16 protein-coding genes are annotated in these 17051 nt (G+C 67.4%); 9 read left to right on the forward strand and 7 right to left on the reverse strand.

All coding sequences use genetic code 11. The features are described 5' to 3' along the window. Positions 1 to 133: 133 nt before the first annotated feature. The 4 genes from AC07WJ_RS35795 to tpiA form a co-directional block, all read right to left on the reverse strand. Positions 134 to 478 (reverse strand): DUF1190 domain-containing protein, encoded by a 345-nt coding sequence (locus tag AC07WJ_RS35795; protein WP_494939517.1) that lies wholly within the window; start codon positions 476 to 478, stop codon positions 134 to 136. Continuing rightward, positions 478 to 2106, reverse strand: a complete 1629-nt coding sequence (pyrG, locus tag AC07WJ_RS35800) for a CTP synthase (RefSeq protein ID WP_494939518.1) — start codon at positions 2104 to 2106, stop codon at positions 478 to 480. Before pyrG ends, AC07WJ_RS35795 begins: the two co-directional genes overlap by 1 nt. Positions 2107 to 2282: 176 nt before the next feature. After that, positions 2283 to 2729: a preprotein translocase subunit SecG gene (gene secG, locus AC07WJ_RS35805; RefSeq protein ID WP_494939519.1), complete on the reverse strand. Its 447-nt coding sequence runs from the start codon at positions 2727 to 2729 to the stop codon at positions 2283 to 2285. 243 nt (positions 2730 to 2972) lie between these two features. Then, positions 2973 to 3725: a triose-phosphate isomerase gene (gene tpiA / locus AC07WJ_RS35810; RefSeq protein WP_494939520.1), complete on the reverse strand. Its 753-nt coding sequence runs from the start codon at positions 3723 to 3725 to the stop codon at positions 2973 to 2975. Between the two features lie 151 nt (positions 3726 to 3876). Between tpiA and AC07WJ_RS35815 the strand changes: the two genes are divergently transcribed. From AC07WJ_RS35815 to AC07WJ_RS35845, 7 genes are all read left to right on the forward strand, one after another. Beyond that, a complete protein-coding gene (locus AC07WJ_RS35815; RefSeq protein ID WP_494939521.1) occupies positions 3877 to 5760 on the forward strand; it encodes a peptidylprolyl isomerase in 1884 nt (627 codons plus the stop codon). A gap of 31 nt (positions 5761 to 5791) precedes the next feature. Next, on the forward strand, positions 5792 to 7309 hold the full coding sequence (gene trpE, locus AC07WJ_RS35820; RefSeq protein ID WP_494939522.1) for an anthranilate synthase component I: 1518 nt from the start codon (positions 5792 to 5794) through the stop codon (positions 7307 to 7309). Further along, complete coding sequence (locus AC07WJ_RS35825; RefSeq protein ID WP_494939523.1) at positions 7306 to 7515, forward strand: hypothetical protein; 210 nt, start codon at positions 7306 to 7308, stop codon at positions 7513 to 7515. Before trpE ends, AC07WJ_RS35825 begins: the two co-directional genes overlap by 4 nt. 4 nt (positions 7516 to 7519) lie before the next feature. Further along, a complete protein-coding gene (locus AC07WJ_RS35830; protein WP_494939524.1) occupies positions 7520 to 8119 on the forward strand; it encodes an anthranilate synthase component II in 600 nt (199 codons plus the stop codon). Then, positions 8119 to 9141: an anthranilate phosphoribosyltransferase gene (trpD, locus tag AC07WJ_RS35835; RefSeq protein ID WP_494939525.1), complete on the forward strand. Its 1023-nt coding sequence runs from the start codon at positions 8119 to 8121 to the stop codon at positions 9139 to 9141. Before AC07WJ_RS35830 ends, trpD begins: the two co-directional genes overlap by 1 nt. A gap of 12 nt (positions 9142 to 9153) precedes the next feature. Further along, complete coding sequence (gene trpC / locus AC07WJ_RS35840; RefSeq protein WP_494939526.1) at positions 9154 to 9942, forward strand: indole-3-glycerol phosphate synthase TrpC; 789 nt, start codon at positions 9154 to 9156, stop codon at positions 9940 to 9942. Between the two features lie 179 nt (positions 9943 to 10121). Beyond that, positions 10122 to 11318: a vWA domain-containing protein gene (locus tag AC07WJ_RS35845; RefSeq protein WP_494939527.1), complete on the forward strand. Its 1197-nt coding sequence runs from the start codon at positions 10122 to 10124 to the stop codon at positions 11316 to 11318. Positions 11319 to 11676: 358 nt separating this feature from the next. Here AC07WJ_RS35845 and AC07WJ_RS35850 read toward each other — a convergent pair whose 3' ends face one another. After that, on the reverse strand, positions 11677 to 12015 hold the full coding sequence (locus AC07WJ_RS35850) for a phasin family protein (protein ID WP_494939528.1): 339 nt from the start codon (positions 12013 to 12015) through the stop codon (positions 11677 to 11679). A 434-nt stretch (positions 12016 to 12449) separates the two neighbouring features. Between AC07WJ_RS35850 and AC07WJ_RS35855 the strand changes: the two genes are divergently transcribed. Then, a complete protein-coding gene (locus tag AC07WJ_RS35855; RefSeq protein WP_494939529.1) occupies positions 12450 to 14018 on the forward strand; it encodes a D-alanyl-D-alanine carboxypeptidase in 1569 nt (522 codons plus the stop codon). A gap of 29 nt (positions 14019 to 14047) precedes the next feature. On the opposite strand, the gene AC07WJ_RS35860 is transcribed toward AC07WJ_RS35855, so the two are convergent. Continuing rightward, on the reverse strand, positions 14048 to 14767 hold the full coding sequence (locus AC07WJ_RS35860; protein ID WP_494939530.1) for a DnaJ domain-containing protein: 720 nt from the start codon (positions 14765 to 14767) through the stop codon (positions 14048 to 14050). A 24-nt stretch (positions 14768 to 14791) separates the two neighbouring features. After that, the gene (locus tag AC07WJ_RS35865; RefSeq protein ID WP_494939531.1) at positions 14792 to 15532 is read right to left on the reverse strand and encodes a vWA domain-containing protein; all 741 of its coding nucleotides are present in this window, start codon (positions 15530 to 15532) and stop codon (positions 14792 to 14794) included. Positions 15533 to 15854: 322 nt separating this feature from the next. Here AC07WJ_RS35865 and AC07WJ_RS35870 point away from each other — a divergent pair, with 322 nt between their 5' ends. Then, a complete protein-coding gene (locus AC07WJ_RS35870) occupies positions 15855 to 16946 on the forward strand; it encodes a Kelch repeat-containing protein (protein WP_494939532.1) in 1092 nt (363 codons plus the stop codon). Positions 16947 to 17051: the final 105 nt, after the last annotated feature.

The raw sequence follows: 17051 nt of genomic DNA on the forward strand, positions 1-17051 counted from the left end.
GCCGCAATGGCCAGCCCCGCCGCACACCCGAGTCAATCCGCCGCACTTCCTCTCCAGAGATATGTGCATGCCGTAGGCGAAGGCGTGGGAGAGGGTTCGCGCGGCTTCAGCCCCATTCGCTATTCGCCACTCGCTACCTGCCGAACCGCGGCACGATCCGCTCCGGCGGGCCCTGCATGAGGCAGAAGCCGGAAGCGCGTGGGGTGAAGCCCGCGGCCGAACGGCTCTCCTGGCAGGTGGCGTGTCGATCCTGGCACTGCTCGCGCGTACCATAGACCGGGCCCGAGCGCGCCAGCAGCGCCTGGGCTTCCGCCAGCAGCGCCCGGCAGCGCTCAGCCGGGCGGCCGGAGGCCGTGCAGGCCTGTTCGGATCGGAATTCGGTCCCGCCGGGACAATCGCCGCCGCTTTGCCAGGCAAAGACCATGACGCCCGCGACCGCCGCGACAATTGCTGCCACGGCGACCGCGACGGGGCGCATCAGACCAGCCTCGACTGCACCTTGGCCGCCTCGATGAACGAGCGGAACAGCGGATGCGGCTCGAACGGCCGGCTCTTCAGTTCGGGATGATATTGCACGCCGACGAACCACGGATGGTCGGGATATTCGATCGTCTCGGGCAGCACGCCGTCGGGCGACAGGCCGGTGAACACAAGGCCCTTGTCCTCGAGCCGCGCCTTGTAGTCGAGATTGACCTCGTAGCGGTGCCGGTGGCGCTCGGAGATCACGTCGGAGCGGTAGATCGCGGCGATCTTGCTGTCGGGCTTCAGATGCGCGGTATAGGCGCCGAGCCGCATGGTGCCGCCGAGATCGCTGCCCTGGCTGCGCTTGACCAGCTCATTGCCCTGCAGCCACTCGGTCAACAGGCCGACCACCGGCTCCGGCGTCGGGCCGAATTCGGTCGAATTGGCGGCGCCGATGCCGGCGAGATTGCGCGCCGCCTCGATGACGGCCATCTGCATGCCGAAGCAGATGCCGAAATAGGGCACCTTGCGTTCCCGGGCGAATTGCGCCGCGCGAATCTTGCCTTCGGCGCCGCGCTGGCCGAAGCCGCCGGGCACCAGGATGCCGTGGACATGCTCGAGATAGGGCGACGGATCTTCTTTCTCGAAGACCTCGCTCTCGATCCAGTCGAGATTGACCTTGACCCGGTTGGCCATGCCGCCATGAGCCAGCGCCTCGATCAGCGACTTATAGGCGTCCTTCAGCCCGGTATATTTGCCGATAATGGCGATGTTGACCTCGCCTTCCGGGTTGTGCACCCGGTCGGAGACATCGGCCCAGCGGCGCATGTCCGGACCGCCCTTCGGCTCGACGCCGAAGGCGCGCAGCACCTCGTCGTCGAGGCCGGCGCGGTGATAGGCGAGCGGCACGTCATAGATCGAGGCGGCGTCCTGCGCCTCGATGACGGCGGAGGGACGGACATTGCAGAACAGCGCCAGCTTCTTGCGCTCGCCCTGCGGGATCGGCCGGTCGCAGCGGCAGAGCAGGATGTCGGGCGCGATGCCGATCGACCTGAGCTCCTGCACCGAATGCTGAGTCGGCTTGGTCTTCAGCTCGCCGGCCGAGGCGATGAACGGCAGCAGGGTGAGGTGCACATAGATGCTGTCGCCCTCGGGCAATTCGTTGCCGAGCTGACGGATCGCCTCGAAATAGGGCAGCCCCTCGATGTCGCCGACCGTGCCGCCGATCTCGACCAGCACGAAGTCATAGCCCTCGTTGCCGGTGCGGACGAAATCCTTGATGGCATCGGTGACATGGGGAATCACCTGGATGGTGGCGCCGAGATAATCGCCGCGCCGTTCCTTGGTGATGATGTCGAGATAGATGCGGCCGGTGGTGATATTGTCCTGGCGCGTGCAGGGCCGGCCGGTGAACCGCTCGTAGTGGCCGAGATCGAGATCGGTCTCCGCGCCGTCGTCGGTGACGAACACCTCGCCGTGCTGCGTCGGGCTCATCGTGCCCGGATCGACGTTCAGATAGGGGTCGAGCTTGCGCAGGCGGACCGAATAGCCACGCGCCTGCAGCAACGCACCGAGGGCAGCGGAAGCAAGTCCCTTGCCCAAGGACGAAACCACGCCGCCGGTGATGAAAATATACCGCGTCATGGGGCTTCCTCTTTAAAGCTCTCAATCCGATTCGGGTAGCGGCCTGCGACGAGATCGCGCAGGCAGTCCCACAAAAAAACGAGGGCCGGTTGCCCGGCCCTTGTTGTGATCACGTCCGGCACCTCGAAAGGCGCCTATCGGCGGATGCCCGGACCCTGGCGGTCCGGGATCGCGGGTCAGCGCGACGGCGCGGCCGGCGGCTGCGAACCGCCCGGTGCCGACGGTGGCTGCGAACCACCCGGAGCCGCCGGCGGCTGCGACAGGCCGCGAAGCCCTTCGAGCACGCCCGTGCCACCACCCTGCCCCGATGACGGCACCTGCGGCGTGGCAGGCGCGCCGGGAACCGCGGGCGCGGAAGGCGCGGCCGGAGCCGTGCCCTGCTCGAGCAGCGAACGCGGCCCGCGGGCCTGGGTCGCCAGCAAGGCCAGCACGATCGAGGTGAAGAAGAAGGCCGCCGCCAGAATGGCGGTCGCCCTGGTCAACACATTGGCCGTGCCGCGCGACGACATGAAATTGCCGCCGCCGCCCATGCCGAGGCCGCCGCCTTCGGAACGCTGCAACAGAACAACGATGATCAGCGCAAGCACGATCATCAGATGAACGACGAGAATGACGGTCTGCATGGAGGCTCGACGGTCCTTCGAGATAAGGAAAGCGGGTCTCTACACGATCGAATTGGCCTTGCCTACCCCGGATTGCCCAGGAATATGGCAGGCGTCATTCGCATGGGGAAAGCGCTTCGGAAAGGTGGCGAAAGCCACCTTCGACATCGGTGATATGGGCACTCCGGCGCCATTTGCCAGCCGGGCAAGACTGCCTTGCGGCAAATCGGGCGCGGCCGACGACGGCCGCCGGAAACAGCGGTGTCAGCGATAGGCCGCCGCGATTCCCAGGAAATCGGCTGCCTTCAGGCTGGCGCCACCGACCAGCGCGCCGTCGACATTTTCGACCGCCATCAGCTCGCGGGCATTGGACGGCTTGACCGAGCCGCCATAGAGAAGGCGGATGCCGGCGGCCTGCTTGCCGTGGCGCTGGATCAGCTTCTTGCGGATCAGCGCATGAACCTCGGCGACGTCGGCCGCGGTCGGCGTCAGGCCGGAGCCGATGGCCCAGACCGGCTCATAGGCGACAACGACGGTCTCGGGGGTCGCATCCTCGGGCACCGAGCGCTGGACCTGGCGTCCGACCACGGCCAGCGTCTTGCCGGCCTCGCGCTCGGCATGGGTTTCGCCGACGCAGACGATGGCGGTCAGCCCGGCACGGATCGCGGCGAATGCCTTGGCCGCCACCAGCGCGTCGGTCTCGCCATGATACTGGCGACGTTCGGAATGGCCGACGATGACGGCGGTCGCTCCGCTCTCGACCAGCATGTCGGGCGCGATATCGCCGGTGAAGGCGCCGGAAACCTCGGTGTGGCAGTCCTGGGCGCCGATGCCGATACGGCTGCCGAGCGCGCTGACGGCGGCCATCTGAAGCAGGGTCGCCGGCGGGCAGATCATCAGGTCGACCTTGGCGCGCAGCGCCGGGTCGTAGCCCTCGGCCATGGCTGCGATCTCATCCAGCGCCTTTTTCGAACCGTTCATCTTCCAATTGCCGGCGACCAGGGGACGCAGCGCCATCAGGACCTCCTCGCTTGTTTCGCGGCTTGCTACCAGATGGCGGGTTTCACCGCTACCGGGCGCGCTTGCCCGAAACAGGGGGCGTCACTATGCTCCGCCAACTTTTTTGGCCCCCCGACGGCGCGGGCCGTCTCACGGAGTTCGCACGGGCATGCTGACCGGCATTCGCACAACCTTCGCCACGGGCTTCATGCGTCTCGTGCTCATCGCCTTGATGGGCCTGCTCGTCGGCAGCTTCGCGATCTGGGGCATCGGCGACATCTTCCGGGGCGGCACATCGACGACGCTGGCGACCGTCGGCAGCACCCATATCTCGCAGCAGACGTTCCAGACCATGTATAATCGCGAGGTCCAGAACCTCGGCCGCATGCTCGGACGCGGCGTGACGCCCGACCAGGCGCGCGGCTTCGGCATCGAGCAGCGCGTGCTCAGCCAGCTGGTCACCGACGCGACCCTCGACGAGCGCGGCCGTCAGCTCGGCCTCGGCATCGACGACGCGACGATTCGCAACCGGATCATCTCCTCGCCGTCGTTCCGCGGGCCGACCGGCCAGTTCGACGTCAACACCTTCCGCGAATTGCTGCGCCAGAACGGCTATACCGAGCAGAGCTATATCGACATCGAGCGCCGGCTGGCCGTGCGCCAGCAGATCGCCGGCGCCATTTCCGACAAGCTCGGCACGCCGCAGGTGCTGCTCGACGCCCTGGCGCGCTACCAGGGTGAAACCCGCACCGCCGAGTTCGTGACGATCGGCGCGCGCGCCGCCGGCGACATTCCGGCGCCCGACGCCGCGGTCCTGCAGGCCTTCTTCGAAGCCCGCCGCGCCGCCTTTCGCGCGCCCGAATATCGCAAGCTGGTGCTGCTGACGCTGTCGCCCGAAGAGCAGGCATCCTTTGCCCAGGTCCCGGCCGATCAGATCGACGCCGAGGTCGCGCGCCTGCGTGAAGCCAGCGAGAAGCGCACGATCCAGCAGATCACCTTCCCGAATGCCGAGGAGGCCGCCGCCGCCGCCGCCCGCATCAAGGCCGGCCTCGATTTCGAAGCCCTGGCCAAGGAACGCAATATTTCCGACGCCGACCTGACGCTCGGCACGCTGTCGCGCGCCGAGATGACCGATCCGCCGGTGCGCGACGCCGCCTTCGCGCTGGCCGAAGGCGCCGTCAGCGAACCGGTCCGCGGCAGCTTCGGCACCGTCCTGTTGCGCGTCACCAAGGCCGAGCCGTTCAATGAACAGGCGACGCGCGAGCAGGCCCGCGTCCGGCTCGCCATCGAAGTGGCGCGCAATGCCGTGAACGAGTTGCACGACAAGATCGAGCGCGAGCGGGCCAGCGGCCTGCCGCTCGCCGATATCGCGACCAAGGTCGGCCTGGCCGTCACCGTGGTCGACGCCGTCGACCAGAATGGTCACGATCCCTCGGACGCCCAGCTCAACCTGGCCGGCGCCACCGAGCTGCTGCCGGCCGCCTTCCGCGCCGAGATCGGCATGGAGAACGATCCGGTCCAGATCCGGCAGAGCGGCACCTATATCTGGTTCGAGATCGCGAGCATTACCCCGGCGCGCGACCGCACCCTCGACGAGGTCAAGGACCGTGTCGAAGCCCGATGGCGTGAGGAAGAGGTGAAGAGCCGTATCGCCAAGGCTGCCACCGAGATGACCGAAGCGATCCGCCAGGGCAAGCCGCTCGCAGAGCTCGCCCAGCCGCTCGGCCTCGAGGTCAAGACCAGCCGCGCCTTCACGCGTTCGACCACCGAAGGCGACTGGGGCACCGGGGCGATTCAAACCCTGTTCGTCACGCCGAAGGGCAGCGCCGCCAATGCGCCCGCCGCCGACGGCATCGATCGGATTGTCTTCGTGACCACGGATATCGCGCTGCCGGCCAATACGCCGGTCGACGCGCGCACCCAGGGCCAGCTGACGCAATCGGTCGAAGACGACATTCTCGGCCAGTATATCGCGCGCCTGCAAAAGGACTTCGGAGCCAGCATCAACCAGACGGTGCTGCGCCGCGCGATCGGAGCCGGCGAAGGCGGTTGAGGCCGCTTCATTCGCCCGGGGAGTTAAGACGATGCAGATCGAACCGGCCTTCGAGGCCTTTGCGTCCGTTCACGCCGCGGCCAGGCCGCAGGTGCTGTGGACGACGCTCGTATCCGATCTGGAGACGCCGGTTTCGGCCTATCTCAAGATCGCCGGCGGCAAGGCCAACGCCTTCCTGCTCGAATCCGTCGAGGGCGGCGCGGTCAAGGGCCGCTACTCGATCCTCGGACTGGAACCCGACCTGATCTGGCGCTGCCGCGGCTCGGTCGCCGAGATCAACCGCCGTCCTGGCGCCGACCGGACGGCCTTCGTGCCGCTACCCGAAGCGCCGCTGATCGAGTTGCGCAAGCTGCTGGCCGAAAGCAAGATCGACATTCCCGACAAGCTGCCGCCCATGGCGGCCGGCGTGTTCGGCTATCTCGGCTACGACATGGTCCGGCAGATGGAGCATTTGCCCGACGTCAATCCGGATCCGCTCGGCCTGCCCGACGCCCTGTTCATCCGGCCGACCGTGGTGCTCGTCTTCGACGCGGTCAAGGACCAGATCACCGTGGTGACGCCGGTGCGCGCGCAAGCCGGCCAGACCGCCAAGGCGGCCTATGACCGGGCGGTCGACCGGCTGACCGCGGTGGTCGATGCGCTCGACACGCCGCTCGACAAGCAGACGCCCCTGCCCGATCACGCCGAGATCATGGCGGGTCTCGTCTCCAACACCAGCGAAGCCGATTACTCGGCCATGGTCGACCGGGCCAAGGAATACATTGGCGCCGGCGACATCTTCCAGGTGGTGCTGTCGCAGCGCTTCTCGACGCCGTTCCAGTTGCCGCCCTTCTCGCTCTACCGGGCGCTGCGGCGGGTGAACCCCTCGCCTTTCCTCTACTACCTCGCCTTTGACGGCTTTTCGGTCGCCGGTTCTTCGCCCGAGATCCTGGTCCGCGTGCGCGACGGCCAGGTGACCATCCGCCCGATCGCCGGAACCCGGCCGCGCGGCGCGACGCCGGCCGACGACAAGCGGCTCGGCGAGGAACTGCTGGCCGATCCGAAGGAGCGGTCGGAGCATCTCATGCTGCTCGACCTCGGCCGCAACGATGTCGGACGGGTTTCGAAGATCGGCACGGTCAACGTCACCGACCGGTTCTTCCTCGAGCTCTATTCCCACGTCATGCATATCGTCTCGAATGTCGAGGGCGAGCTCGACCCGAAACACGACCTGATCGACGCCATGGCCGCCGGCTTCCCGGCCGGCACCGTGTCGGGTGCGCCGAAAGTCCGCGCCATGCAGATCATCGATGAGCTGGAGAAGGAAAAGCGCGGCATCTATGCCGGCTGCGTCGGCTATTTCTCGGCGACCGGCGCCATGGACACCTGCATCGTGCTGCGCACCGCGGTGGTCAAGGACGGCGTCATGTATGTCCAGGCCGGCGCCGGCATCGTCGCCGACAGCGTCAACGCCATGGAACAGGCCGAATGCGTCAACAAGGCCAAGGCCCTGCTGACCGCGGCCGACGAGGCGGTGAAGACGGCGGCCCGCGCCGGGAGGGGACAATGAGCGGCGCCGGTCCGATCCGTTCGCGTTCATCCCGAGCGATTTTCTCCGGCCTTTCCTGCTTCACGGCCGCCGCGCCCATCCAGGTCGCGGCGGCCTTGGTCTTTCGATGGTGGTGGCGCGTGCCGGCCGACGGCCTGTTTGCCGTTTCGGTTCTGTCCGCCGTTTCGCGCTTTGCGAAAACCCCGATGATCGATGCATCGAGATGACCCCATGAAAATCACCCTCATCGACAATTACGACAGCTTCACCTGGAACCTGGTCCATTACATCGGCGGCCAGGGCGCCGAAGTCGACGTCGTCAGGAACGACAAGATCAGCGCCGACCAGGTGATCGCGTCCGATCCCGACGCCATCGTGCTCTCCCCCGGCCCCTGTACGCCGAACGAAGCCGGCATCTGCCTGGAGCTGGTCGGGAAGGCCTCCGCCGACATCCCCATGCTCGGCGTCTGCCTCGGCCACCAGGCCATGGGCCAGGCTTTCGGCGGCACGGTGGTCCGGGCCCCTGTCCCGATGCACGGCAAGCTCTCCGAGATCAGCCATTCCGGCCGCAGCGTGTTCCGCGGCATCAACGGCAAGTTCCAGGCGACCCGTTATCATTCGCTCACCGTCGACCGCCACGGCTGGCCCGACGCCCTGGAGGTCACCGCCGAGACCGCCGACGGGATCGTCATGGGCCTGATGCACAAGGACCGGCCGGTCCATGGCGTTCAGTTCCATCCGGAAAGCATCGCTTCCGAGCATGGCCACCGGATGATCGGCACTTTCCTGGCGCTGGCCGCCGAATGGAACCAGGCCCGGGGACGCCGCTGATGGAACAGTTCAAATCGCTGATCGCGACGGTTGCCGGCGGCGCCAGCCTCGGACGCGCCGAGGCCGAGCGCGCCTTCAACATGATCATGTCGGGCGAAGCGACGCCCTCGCAGGTCGGTGGCTTCCTGATGGCGCTGCGGGTACGCGGCGAGACCGTCGAGGAGATCACCGCGGCGGTCGCCACCATGCGCGCCAAGATGGTGGCGGTGGTGGCTCCCGATGACGCGGTCGATGTCGTCGGCACCGGCGGCGACGGCTCGCACTCGCTCAACATCTCGACCTGCGCCGCGTTCATCGTCGCCGGCGCCGGCGTTCCGGTGGCCAAGCACGGCAATCGTGGCATGTCGTCGCGTTCCGGCACGGCCGACTGCCTGATGGCGCTCGGCGTCAAGCTCGACCTGCCGCCGGAGGCGATCGGGCGCTGTGTCCGCGACGCCGGCATCGGCTTCATGTTCGCGCCCGCCCATCACCCCGCGATGAAACATGTCGGCCCGACCCGGGTCGAGCTCGGCACCCGCACCATCTTCAACCTGCTCGGGCCCCTGTCCAACCCGGCCGGTGTCAGGCGGCAGATGGTCGGCGTCTTCGCCCGCCAATGGGTCGAGCCGCTGGCCGAGGTCCTGAACAATCTGGGCTCGACCCGGGCCTGGGTCGTGCATGGCTCCGATGGTCTCGACGAGATCACCGGCACCGGACCGACCGCCGTCGCCGAACTGAGGGATGGCCGCGTCTCGACCTTCCAGGTCGAGCCGGCCGATGTCGGCATGCCGCTGTGTTCGGCCGAGGCGTTGAAGGGCGGCGATGCCCCCGACAACGCGGCGGCGCTGCGCGCGGTCCTGACCGGCGCGAAGAACGCCTATCGCGACGTCTCCGCCCTCAATGCCGCCGCCGCCCTCGTCGTCTCGGGCCGGGCCAACACCTTGCCCGACGGCTACGCCATGGCGCTGGCGGCCATCGACAGCGGCGCCGCCGCCGGCAGGCTCGACCGGCTGATCGCCGTGTCGAACGCCGTCTCAGCATAAGGATCGCGCGGCATGGCCGATATCCTCAAGGCGATCGAGGCCTATAAGCTCGTCGAAATCGCCGCCGCCAAGGGCGTCAAGCCCTTCGCGGTCGTCGACGCCGAGGCGCGCCGGGCCGCGCCGCCCCGCGGCTTCGCCCGCGCGATCGAGACGACGATCGCGGCCGGCCGCACCGCGCTGATCGCGGAGATCAAGAAGGCGAGCCCGTCCAAAGGCCTGATCCGGCCGGATTTCGATCCGCCGGCTTTGGCCCAAGCCTACCAGGCCGGGGGCGCCACCTGCCTGTCGGTGCTGACCGATGCGCCGTCATTCCAGGGCGCGCCCGAATTCCTCACCGCGGCGCGCGCGGCGACCACGCTGCCGGCGTTGCGCAAGGACTTCATGCACGACGTCTATCAGGTCGCCGAGGCGCGCGCCTGGGGCGCCGATTGCATCCTGGTGATCATGGCCTCGGTCGATGATGCGCTGGCGGCCGATCTGGTCGCCGCCGCCGACAGTTATGGCATGGATGCGCTGGTCGAGGTCCACGACGACGACGAGCTCGACCGGGCCCTGCGCTTGCCCTCCCGGCTGATCGGCATCAACAACCGCAACCTCCGGACCTTCGAGGTGACGCTCGCGACCTCCGAGCGCCTCGCGCCGCGGGTGCCGGCAGATCGGATCATCGTCGGCGAAAGCGGTATCTTTACACCGACGGATGTCCAGCGCCTGTCCGCTTCCGGCATCCGCGCCCTGCTCGTCGGCGAGAGTTTGATGCGCCAGCCTGACGTTACGGCAGCGACACGGGCGCTCCTGACGTAACGCTACCCTACGTAAAGCAACATGACGTTGCGCCCTCAGCTCTTTTCCGAACAATCCTGGTTAATTCGAAGTTACTATCCACTGTAAAATCAATACACAATTGAATCGCGTCCGATTCCGATTACTTATTTTGTCGCCTCTATTGTGGCCCTGGGTCGTAGGAACAGGATCACTTTTTGATGTGGAATCGTCTTCGGCAATTTCGCGATGATCATCGCGGTGCAATCGCGGTGGTCTTCGCGGTCGCCTTGTATCCCGTCATGGTGATGATCAGTTCCGCGGTCGACCTCAGCCGGATCAGCCAGCAGCAGGTCCGGCTCCAGGCGGCCCTCGACATCGCGGCCCTGCGTGTCGCGCGCCAGATTTCCGATGGCACGCTGACCGGCGATCTGAGCACCGTGGCGCGCGCCATCGTCATGGGCAATATCAACCCGAGCGAGTTGAAGAACGTCACCGTCATGGCGTCGCTGGACGGCTCCTCGGTGCGCATCAACGGCAGTGGCCAGATCAGTCCGCTGGCGATCAGCCTGTTGTCCACCGGCAGCCTGACGATATCGGGCACCGCATCCGCCATCTGGCAAACCAAGAAGATCGACCTCGTCCTGGTGCTCGACAATACCGGGTCGATGGCGAGTTCGAACAAGATGAGCGCGCTCAAGACGGCGGCGACGAACCTGATCGCCACGTTGCGCGCGGCGGCGACCCAGCCGGACTCGGTCCGCATCGGCATCGTCCCGTTCGACACCCAGGTCAATATCGGAACGACCTATCGCAACGAAAGCTGGCTCAGCTATTCCGGCAATATCGATGCGTCGAACTGGACCGGCTGCGTCATCGACCGCAACCAGTCCTATGATGTCGACGACACCGCGCCGACATCCAGCGCCACCAACTTTCCGGCGCGCAACTGCACCACCGGCAAGCTCGCCACGATCCTGCCGCTGACCACCGACTGGACCGCCCTGACCGACAAGGTCAACGCCATGAACCCGTCGGGCAATACCAACATCACGATCGGGCTCGCCTGGGGCCTGCACATGCTCACCCCCTCGCTGCCGCTGACCAATGCCCGCACGCTCGCCCAGGAGCCCAATCTCGAGCGGATCATCATCCTGCTGACCGATGGCGACAACACCCAGAACCGCTGGAGCTCCAATGGCTCGACGATCGACGCCCGCACCGATCTCGCCTGCGCCAACGTCAAGAGCAACGGCATCCGGCTCTATACGATCCGGGTGATTGACGGCGACGCCGCCCTGCTCCGCCGCTGCGCCTCGCAGTCCACCATGTATTACGAGGCCAGCACCGCCGAGCAGCTCGGCCCCGTGTTCCAGCGCATCGGCTCCGAGATCAGTCAACTGCGCCTGAGCCAGTAAGGCGCGAATGGCGAATAGCGAATAGCGATGGGGTTGAAGCGACACGCGTCACGCGCGTCACCCCTCGCCCGCTTGCGGGAGAGGGTGGCGCCGTCAGGCGCCGGGTGAGCGCCTGAAGGACGCCAGCCTATCAATTCGACCCGAAATTCACGTTACGCATTGACGCAACCACCCTTACCCGGCCGCTGCGGCGGCCCCCCTCTCCAGCGAAGGCGCGGGCGAGGGTTGACGCAGCCCTTCGGCGCCGGCCCGCCCTTCCCTACTTGCCATTCGCCCGACAGAAAAAACCCGGCGCTGGCAGCGCCGGGTTTTTTCATGTCTGTCAGGATCGGCCCGGCACCAGCCGGGCGCCAACCGATTACTTCGCGGCCGCGGCCTTGCCGAAGGTGCCCTCGTAGGGCTTGTAGATTTCCTTCGCGAGATCCGAATAGAGCTCGCCGATCTTGGTGGCGCGCGCGATCGCGGTCTCGTAGGCCGACTTGACCAGCGTCGACTGCAATTCGATCGCCTTGTCGAGGCTCTTCACCGCCGCGAACTTCTCGACCGCCGCCGTGCCGTCCTCCAGGGACTTCTTGGCATAGTCGACCACTTCCGCCGAAATGGCCTGGTAGCCCTTGGTCACCGCGGTGAGGCTCTTGACGGTCCGATCGAGACCGTCTTTGCCAAGCTTCTGCACGTCATCGAAATTCTGGAACATGACATGGCTCCTGAGGCGGCTGCGCCGCTTTGGTTTATTTTCCGCCAGGGCGAAACGCCCGGGAGACATATTTCACGTAGCCATATTGCTGCACTGCGTCAATCCAACTTTCGCGGTGCAACATAAGGAATATCAAGGCACTAAGACTGATCGGATGATCAGCGTGCCGGCTTCCTTTCGCAACTCGACGTGATTCGCTTAACCAACTGGCAACCGCGACCGGTTACCGTCCTCTCACGTTCCCGTCCTCGACGGGGGCGGCGTGAAGAGTACGGCTGCGTATCGCCGATAGTGGTGTTGCGTCGCCGGCGGCCCTCGACCAGGGTCGTCGGTTTCGCAGTCCTGTCGATCCGCGCCCGACCTCCAACGCGAGGGACAGGGACGCGGACCGGTCGCCAGAAGGCCCCCGGCCGCCTGCAGTCAGGGGTGGTGCAATGGCGACCACAATCGGCGCCGGCCGGACCGGATCGGGACGCTTCTTTCGGCGCTTTGCCGCGATAGCCGTCACCGCGGGTTTGATCGCGAGCACCCTGCCGAGCCAGGTCGAGGCACGCCCCCGGCGTTATGGCGGCTATATGCCGGCCTATTCGTCCATCGTCATCGACGTCAAGAGCGGCCAGACGCTGCATGCCGAGGCCGCCGACGCCCCGCGCTTTCCCGCCTCCATCACCAAGGTGATGACGCTCTACATGCTGTTCGAGCAGATCGAGGCCGGCCGCTTCTCGCTGCAGTCGCCGCTGCGCGTCTCGTCCGAAGCCGCCAGCCAGCCGCCGACCAAGCTGGGCGTGCGCCCCGGCTCGACGATCACGGTCGAGGAAGCGATCCGTGGCCTGGTGACCAAATCGGCCAATGACGCTGCCGTCGTCATCGCCGAGAACATCGCCGGCGACGAAGAGCGCTTCGCCACGCTGATGACCCGCCGCGCCCGCGCGCTGGGCATGAGCCGCACCACATTCCGCAACGCCTCGGGCCTGCCGGATGCCGAACAGGTCACGACCGCGCGCGACCTCGCCACGCTCGGCCGCGCGATCCAGGATCACTTCCCGCGCTACTGGAGCTATTTCCAGACCTATTCCTTCTCCTATCGCGGTGTGAACCACCGCAACCACAACAACCTGCTCGGCCGGGTCGAAGGCGTCGACGGCATCAAGACCGGCTATACCCGCGCCTCGGGCTTCAACCTGCTGACCTCGGCGCGCCGCGGCGATCGCCAGCTCGTCGCCGTGGTTCTCGGCGGCCGCTCCGGCGGCTGGCGCGACGCCCGCATGCGGCAGCTGCTGGAAGCCAATTTCCCGCAGGCCTATGCCGGCCGCCGCACCGCCCCGGTGCTGGCCCGCGCCGCCGAGCCGGAGACCCGCGCCCCGACACGCATCGCCGTCGCCGCCCAGGTGCCGGTCCCCGGCCGCCGCCAGCCGATCGCCGCGCCGATGCCGATCACCCCGATGGCCGCCGCCGTCGTTGCCGCCGGCCAGACCCGCGGCGGCGCCTCGACCGGAGCCTCGGCCGCCGCGCCGGTCACCGCCAGCGCCCAGGCCCAGCGTCCGGTCATTCGCGAAGAGACCGCGCCGGCCCCGGTGGTCGCTTCGCTCGCCGCGGCCAACAGCCAGCCGGCCGCCTTGCCCGGCAACCCCAATCCGCGCCCCGGCGTCCTCGGCACATTGCATTCCTCGCAGCTGACCACCGCCTCGGTATCGCCGCGCACCCTGCAGATGGCCGCCGGCGCCGCGCCCGCCCACGCCGAGCCCATTCCGGCCCGTCGCGGCGAATGGTCGATCCAGCTCGGCGCCTTCCCGACCGAAGCCGCCGCCCAGGCGACCCTCAAGGAAGCGCGCGAGACCACCGGCCGCCAGCTCGGCTCGGCCGATCCCTATACCGAGCGCGTCGAGCGCAGCGGCATGACGCTGATCCGGGCCCGCTTCGCCGGCTTCGATCGCGCCAGCGCCGACGCGGCCTGCCGCGTTCTGAAGAACAACGACTACGACTGCATGCTGGTCCGCAACTGAGCGGACCCGACGAAGCCCGGATGAATGTGTCAGGAGTTCCGGCGATGGTTTTCCAGGAGAACGTCCTTGGCTTGGTTGACGCGGGACGCGAGCCACGTCGAGCCCCCCTGGTCGGGGTGCAGTTTCTTCATGAGCGTACGGTGCGCGCCACGGATGGCCTGCTCGTCCGCCCCCGGCTCAAGGCCAAGGATCTGGTAGGCCTCCTCTTTGGTCATCGCGCTCGAGGCCGGCGGGCCGCCTTGCCCCGCACCCGCATTTCCCTCAGCGTGTTCACGCCAGCGGGGGTCTCGGCGGTCAAGATAAGCTTCGAGTAGAGCGGCACTTTCGGCATCGATCTCGGCGAAGGCCTGGATCAGCCGCGGAATCTGGATCTGCTCGAGGGTTTGCCCGGCCAGCGAGCCGGCGACGAAACGGCCGGACATCCGGCCGGTGTCGATGTCGAGTTCCATCTCGATGAAGCGCGACCGGACGCTGGAGGTTTGCCGCGGCGTCTTGGTGCCGGCCTGGCCCCAGCCGCCCAGCATGCCCTGCCCCGGCACCAGGCCGAGCAGCGACATGCCAACAATGCCGAGCGGAATCGCCTCGTAGAGCAGCCCGCGCGACATCAGGAACAGGGCCGCGCCAATAACCACCACGCCGCCGACCTTGCGCATCTGCTGCGACAGCCATTTCGGATTGGCGCCGAGAATGGAGTTGAGAGCGCCTGAAAAGACGACCACCGCAATAATGCCGGCGATGAGATAGGTCATGCTGCGGGTCTCATGCGGTCTGGCTCATTTCATCTGCCCGAGTAGAAGCTGGGCGCCACGCGCGCCTTTCGCCGAGGCATCGGTCAAGGCGACGCGGCCCCCCGAGGCGAAGATCGCCACGGCCCTGAGCAGTTCGGCGAGCTGGGCGGCCGCGCCGGGGTCGAAGCGGGCATAGGCGCCGCGGGTGATCCGCGCAATCTCGCGATAGGCCTGCTCGGCGGCGGGATCGCCGCCCTCCTGGAACAGGAAGACCGGCACATTGGCCAGCGCCAGGCGACCGGCCTTGGCGCAGAGGTCGTCGAGGCTCTCTTCCATGGCATCGCCGACATAGACCAGCGCATGGATACGCTTGTCGCTCGCCTCCTCCGCCGCGTGGCTGAGCACGCGGCCGATCTGCGTCTGGCCGCCGACGCACTGGATCTTCTGCATCAGGCCCGCGAGCCTGGCGGCGTCCGCCACCCAGCCGGAGGCGCGGCACTCGCCGATGCCACGGAAGAACACCAGCTGAATGTCGAGCGAGCCGACCTTGGCGGCTTCGGTGAACATCTGACCCTGGATGCCGCAGGCCATGTCCCACATCGGCTGGCGGCTCATGGTGGCGTCGAGCGCGAAGATCAGGCGGCCGCGTTCCCCGGCGACCTTCGGCTTGCCGACCGCGGCCGCGGTCTTCAGGAAGGCGGAGATGTCCGCGGCACCGGACGCCGGCACGGCACCGGTCTTGGCTTTCGCGGGATCGACGATATTGGACGGATCTTTGGGACTCATGACCTTGAATCTGGCGCGGCCGGCGTTGAATGCAAGCCGCTTGGCACGACCGACCCGCTTCTGTCACCAGCCCTGTCGTCCCATGCGGGCGCCGAACGCCGGATCGGCACCGATAGGCCCGCAACCCGGCGACGGAAGCGCTGCGACCGGGCCCATCGGCCTGGACCATCATGGCGCGGCCGGCCGCCGCTCCCGCCGGCATTGCCGCATGCGGCAATCGATCTCATCCGGTCATTTCGGCTCTGGCGCGCCACGGCTGATCCGTTCTAGCCTGCCTTTGCGTCAACCGGCGGCAAGCCTTCGCCGGCCTGGAGGAATCCCGATGGCTTTTCTGTCCCGCCGCTTCATGATCTCCGGTGGCCTGGCCATCGTCACCAGTCCGGTCCTGGCGCGGGCGGCGTTCGCCCAGCACCAGCATCACCAGGGCCAGTTCGAGCGCCTGAGCCAGCCCGGCCGGGTCGACCTGCCCGCCATTCATCACGAACAGGCGGTGACCGACAGTCCCGCGCCCAAGGCGGCGAACCAGGGCCGCTGGGTCGAGCGGGCGCCGCTGCCCATCCCGCGCACCGAAATGGCCTGGGGCGCCGAGCGCCAGGGCAAGATGCATCTGGTCGGCGGTTATGCCGAGCAGCGCGTCGACCGGCAGTACCACCACGTCTATGACGCGGCGACCGACCGCTGGGTCACCGCCGCCGAACTGCCACGCGGCGCCAACCATGTCGGCGTCGCCGTCGCCGGCAACAAGCTCTATGCCATTGGCGGCTTCATCGAGCAGAACCGCACGCCGCATGCCGAATGCTTCGTCTATGGCGCCAATGGCGACACATGGTCGAAGATCCGGCCGCTGCCGGAGGCCTGCGGCGCCATGGCCTGCGTGGCCATTGGCGACCGGGTCCACGCCATTGGCGGCGCCATCGGCAACAGTTTCGACAACCGCAAATCGATCGACTGGCACCTGGTCTACGACCCCAAGGACGACAGCTGGACCCGGCGCGCGCCCTTGTTCCTGGCGCGCGACCATACCGGCACCCTTGTCGTCAACGGCCTCATCCACGTCATCGGCGGCCGGGTCGACACCTTCCTGACCAATTCGAACCTGCACCACAGCTACGACCCGGCAACCGACCGCTGGACCGCGCGCGCGCCGCTGCCGACCGGCCGCTCGGGCCATGGCGCGGTCTGGTACCGCAACCGCATCTTCGTCATGGGCGGCGAGGGCTGGAACCGGGTCTACGGCCAGAACGAGGCCTTCGATCCGGCCACCGACAAGTGGGAATCCTATGCCCCCATGCTGACGCCGCGCCACGGCACCGGCGCGGTGGTGGTGGGCGATGCCATCCACGTCGCCGGCGGCGGGCCGCAAATGGGCGGCGCTGTCAAGAGCGCCGTGCACGAGGCTTTTTCGCTGGGATGACAGGCGGGCTCCCGCGAGCCCGCCTCTTGATCGAGCAGAAGTGCACGGCACCAAGGATAGCCGTCCTTCGAGGCTCGCAAGAGCCTCGAAGGACGACTATCCTCG

The sequence above is a fragment of the Phreatobacter sp. GW821-FHT04C01 genome, assembly GCF_059420385.1.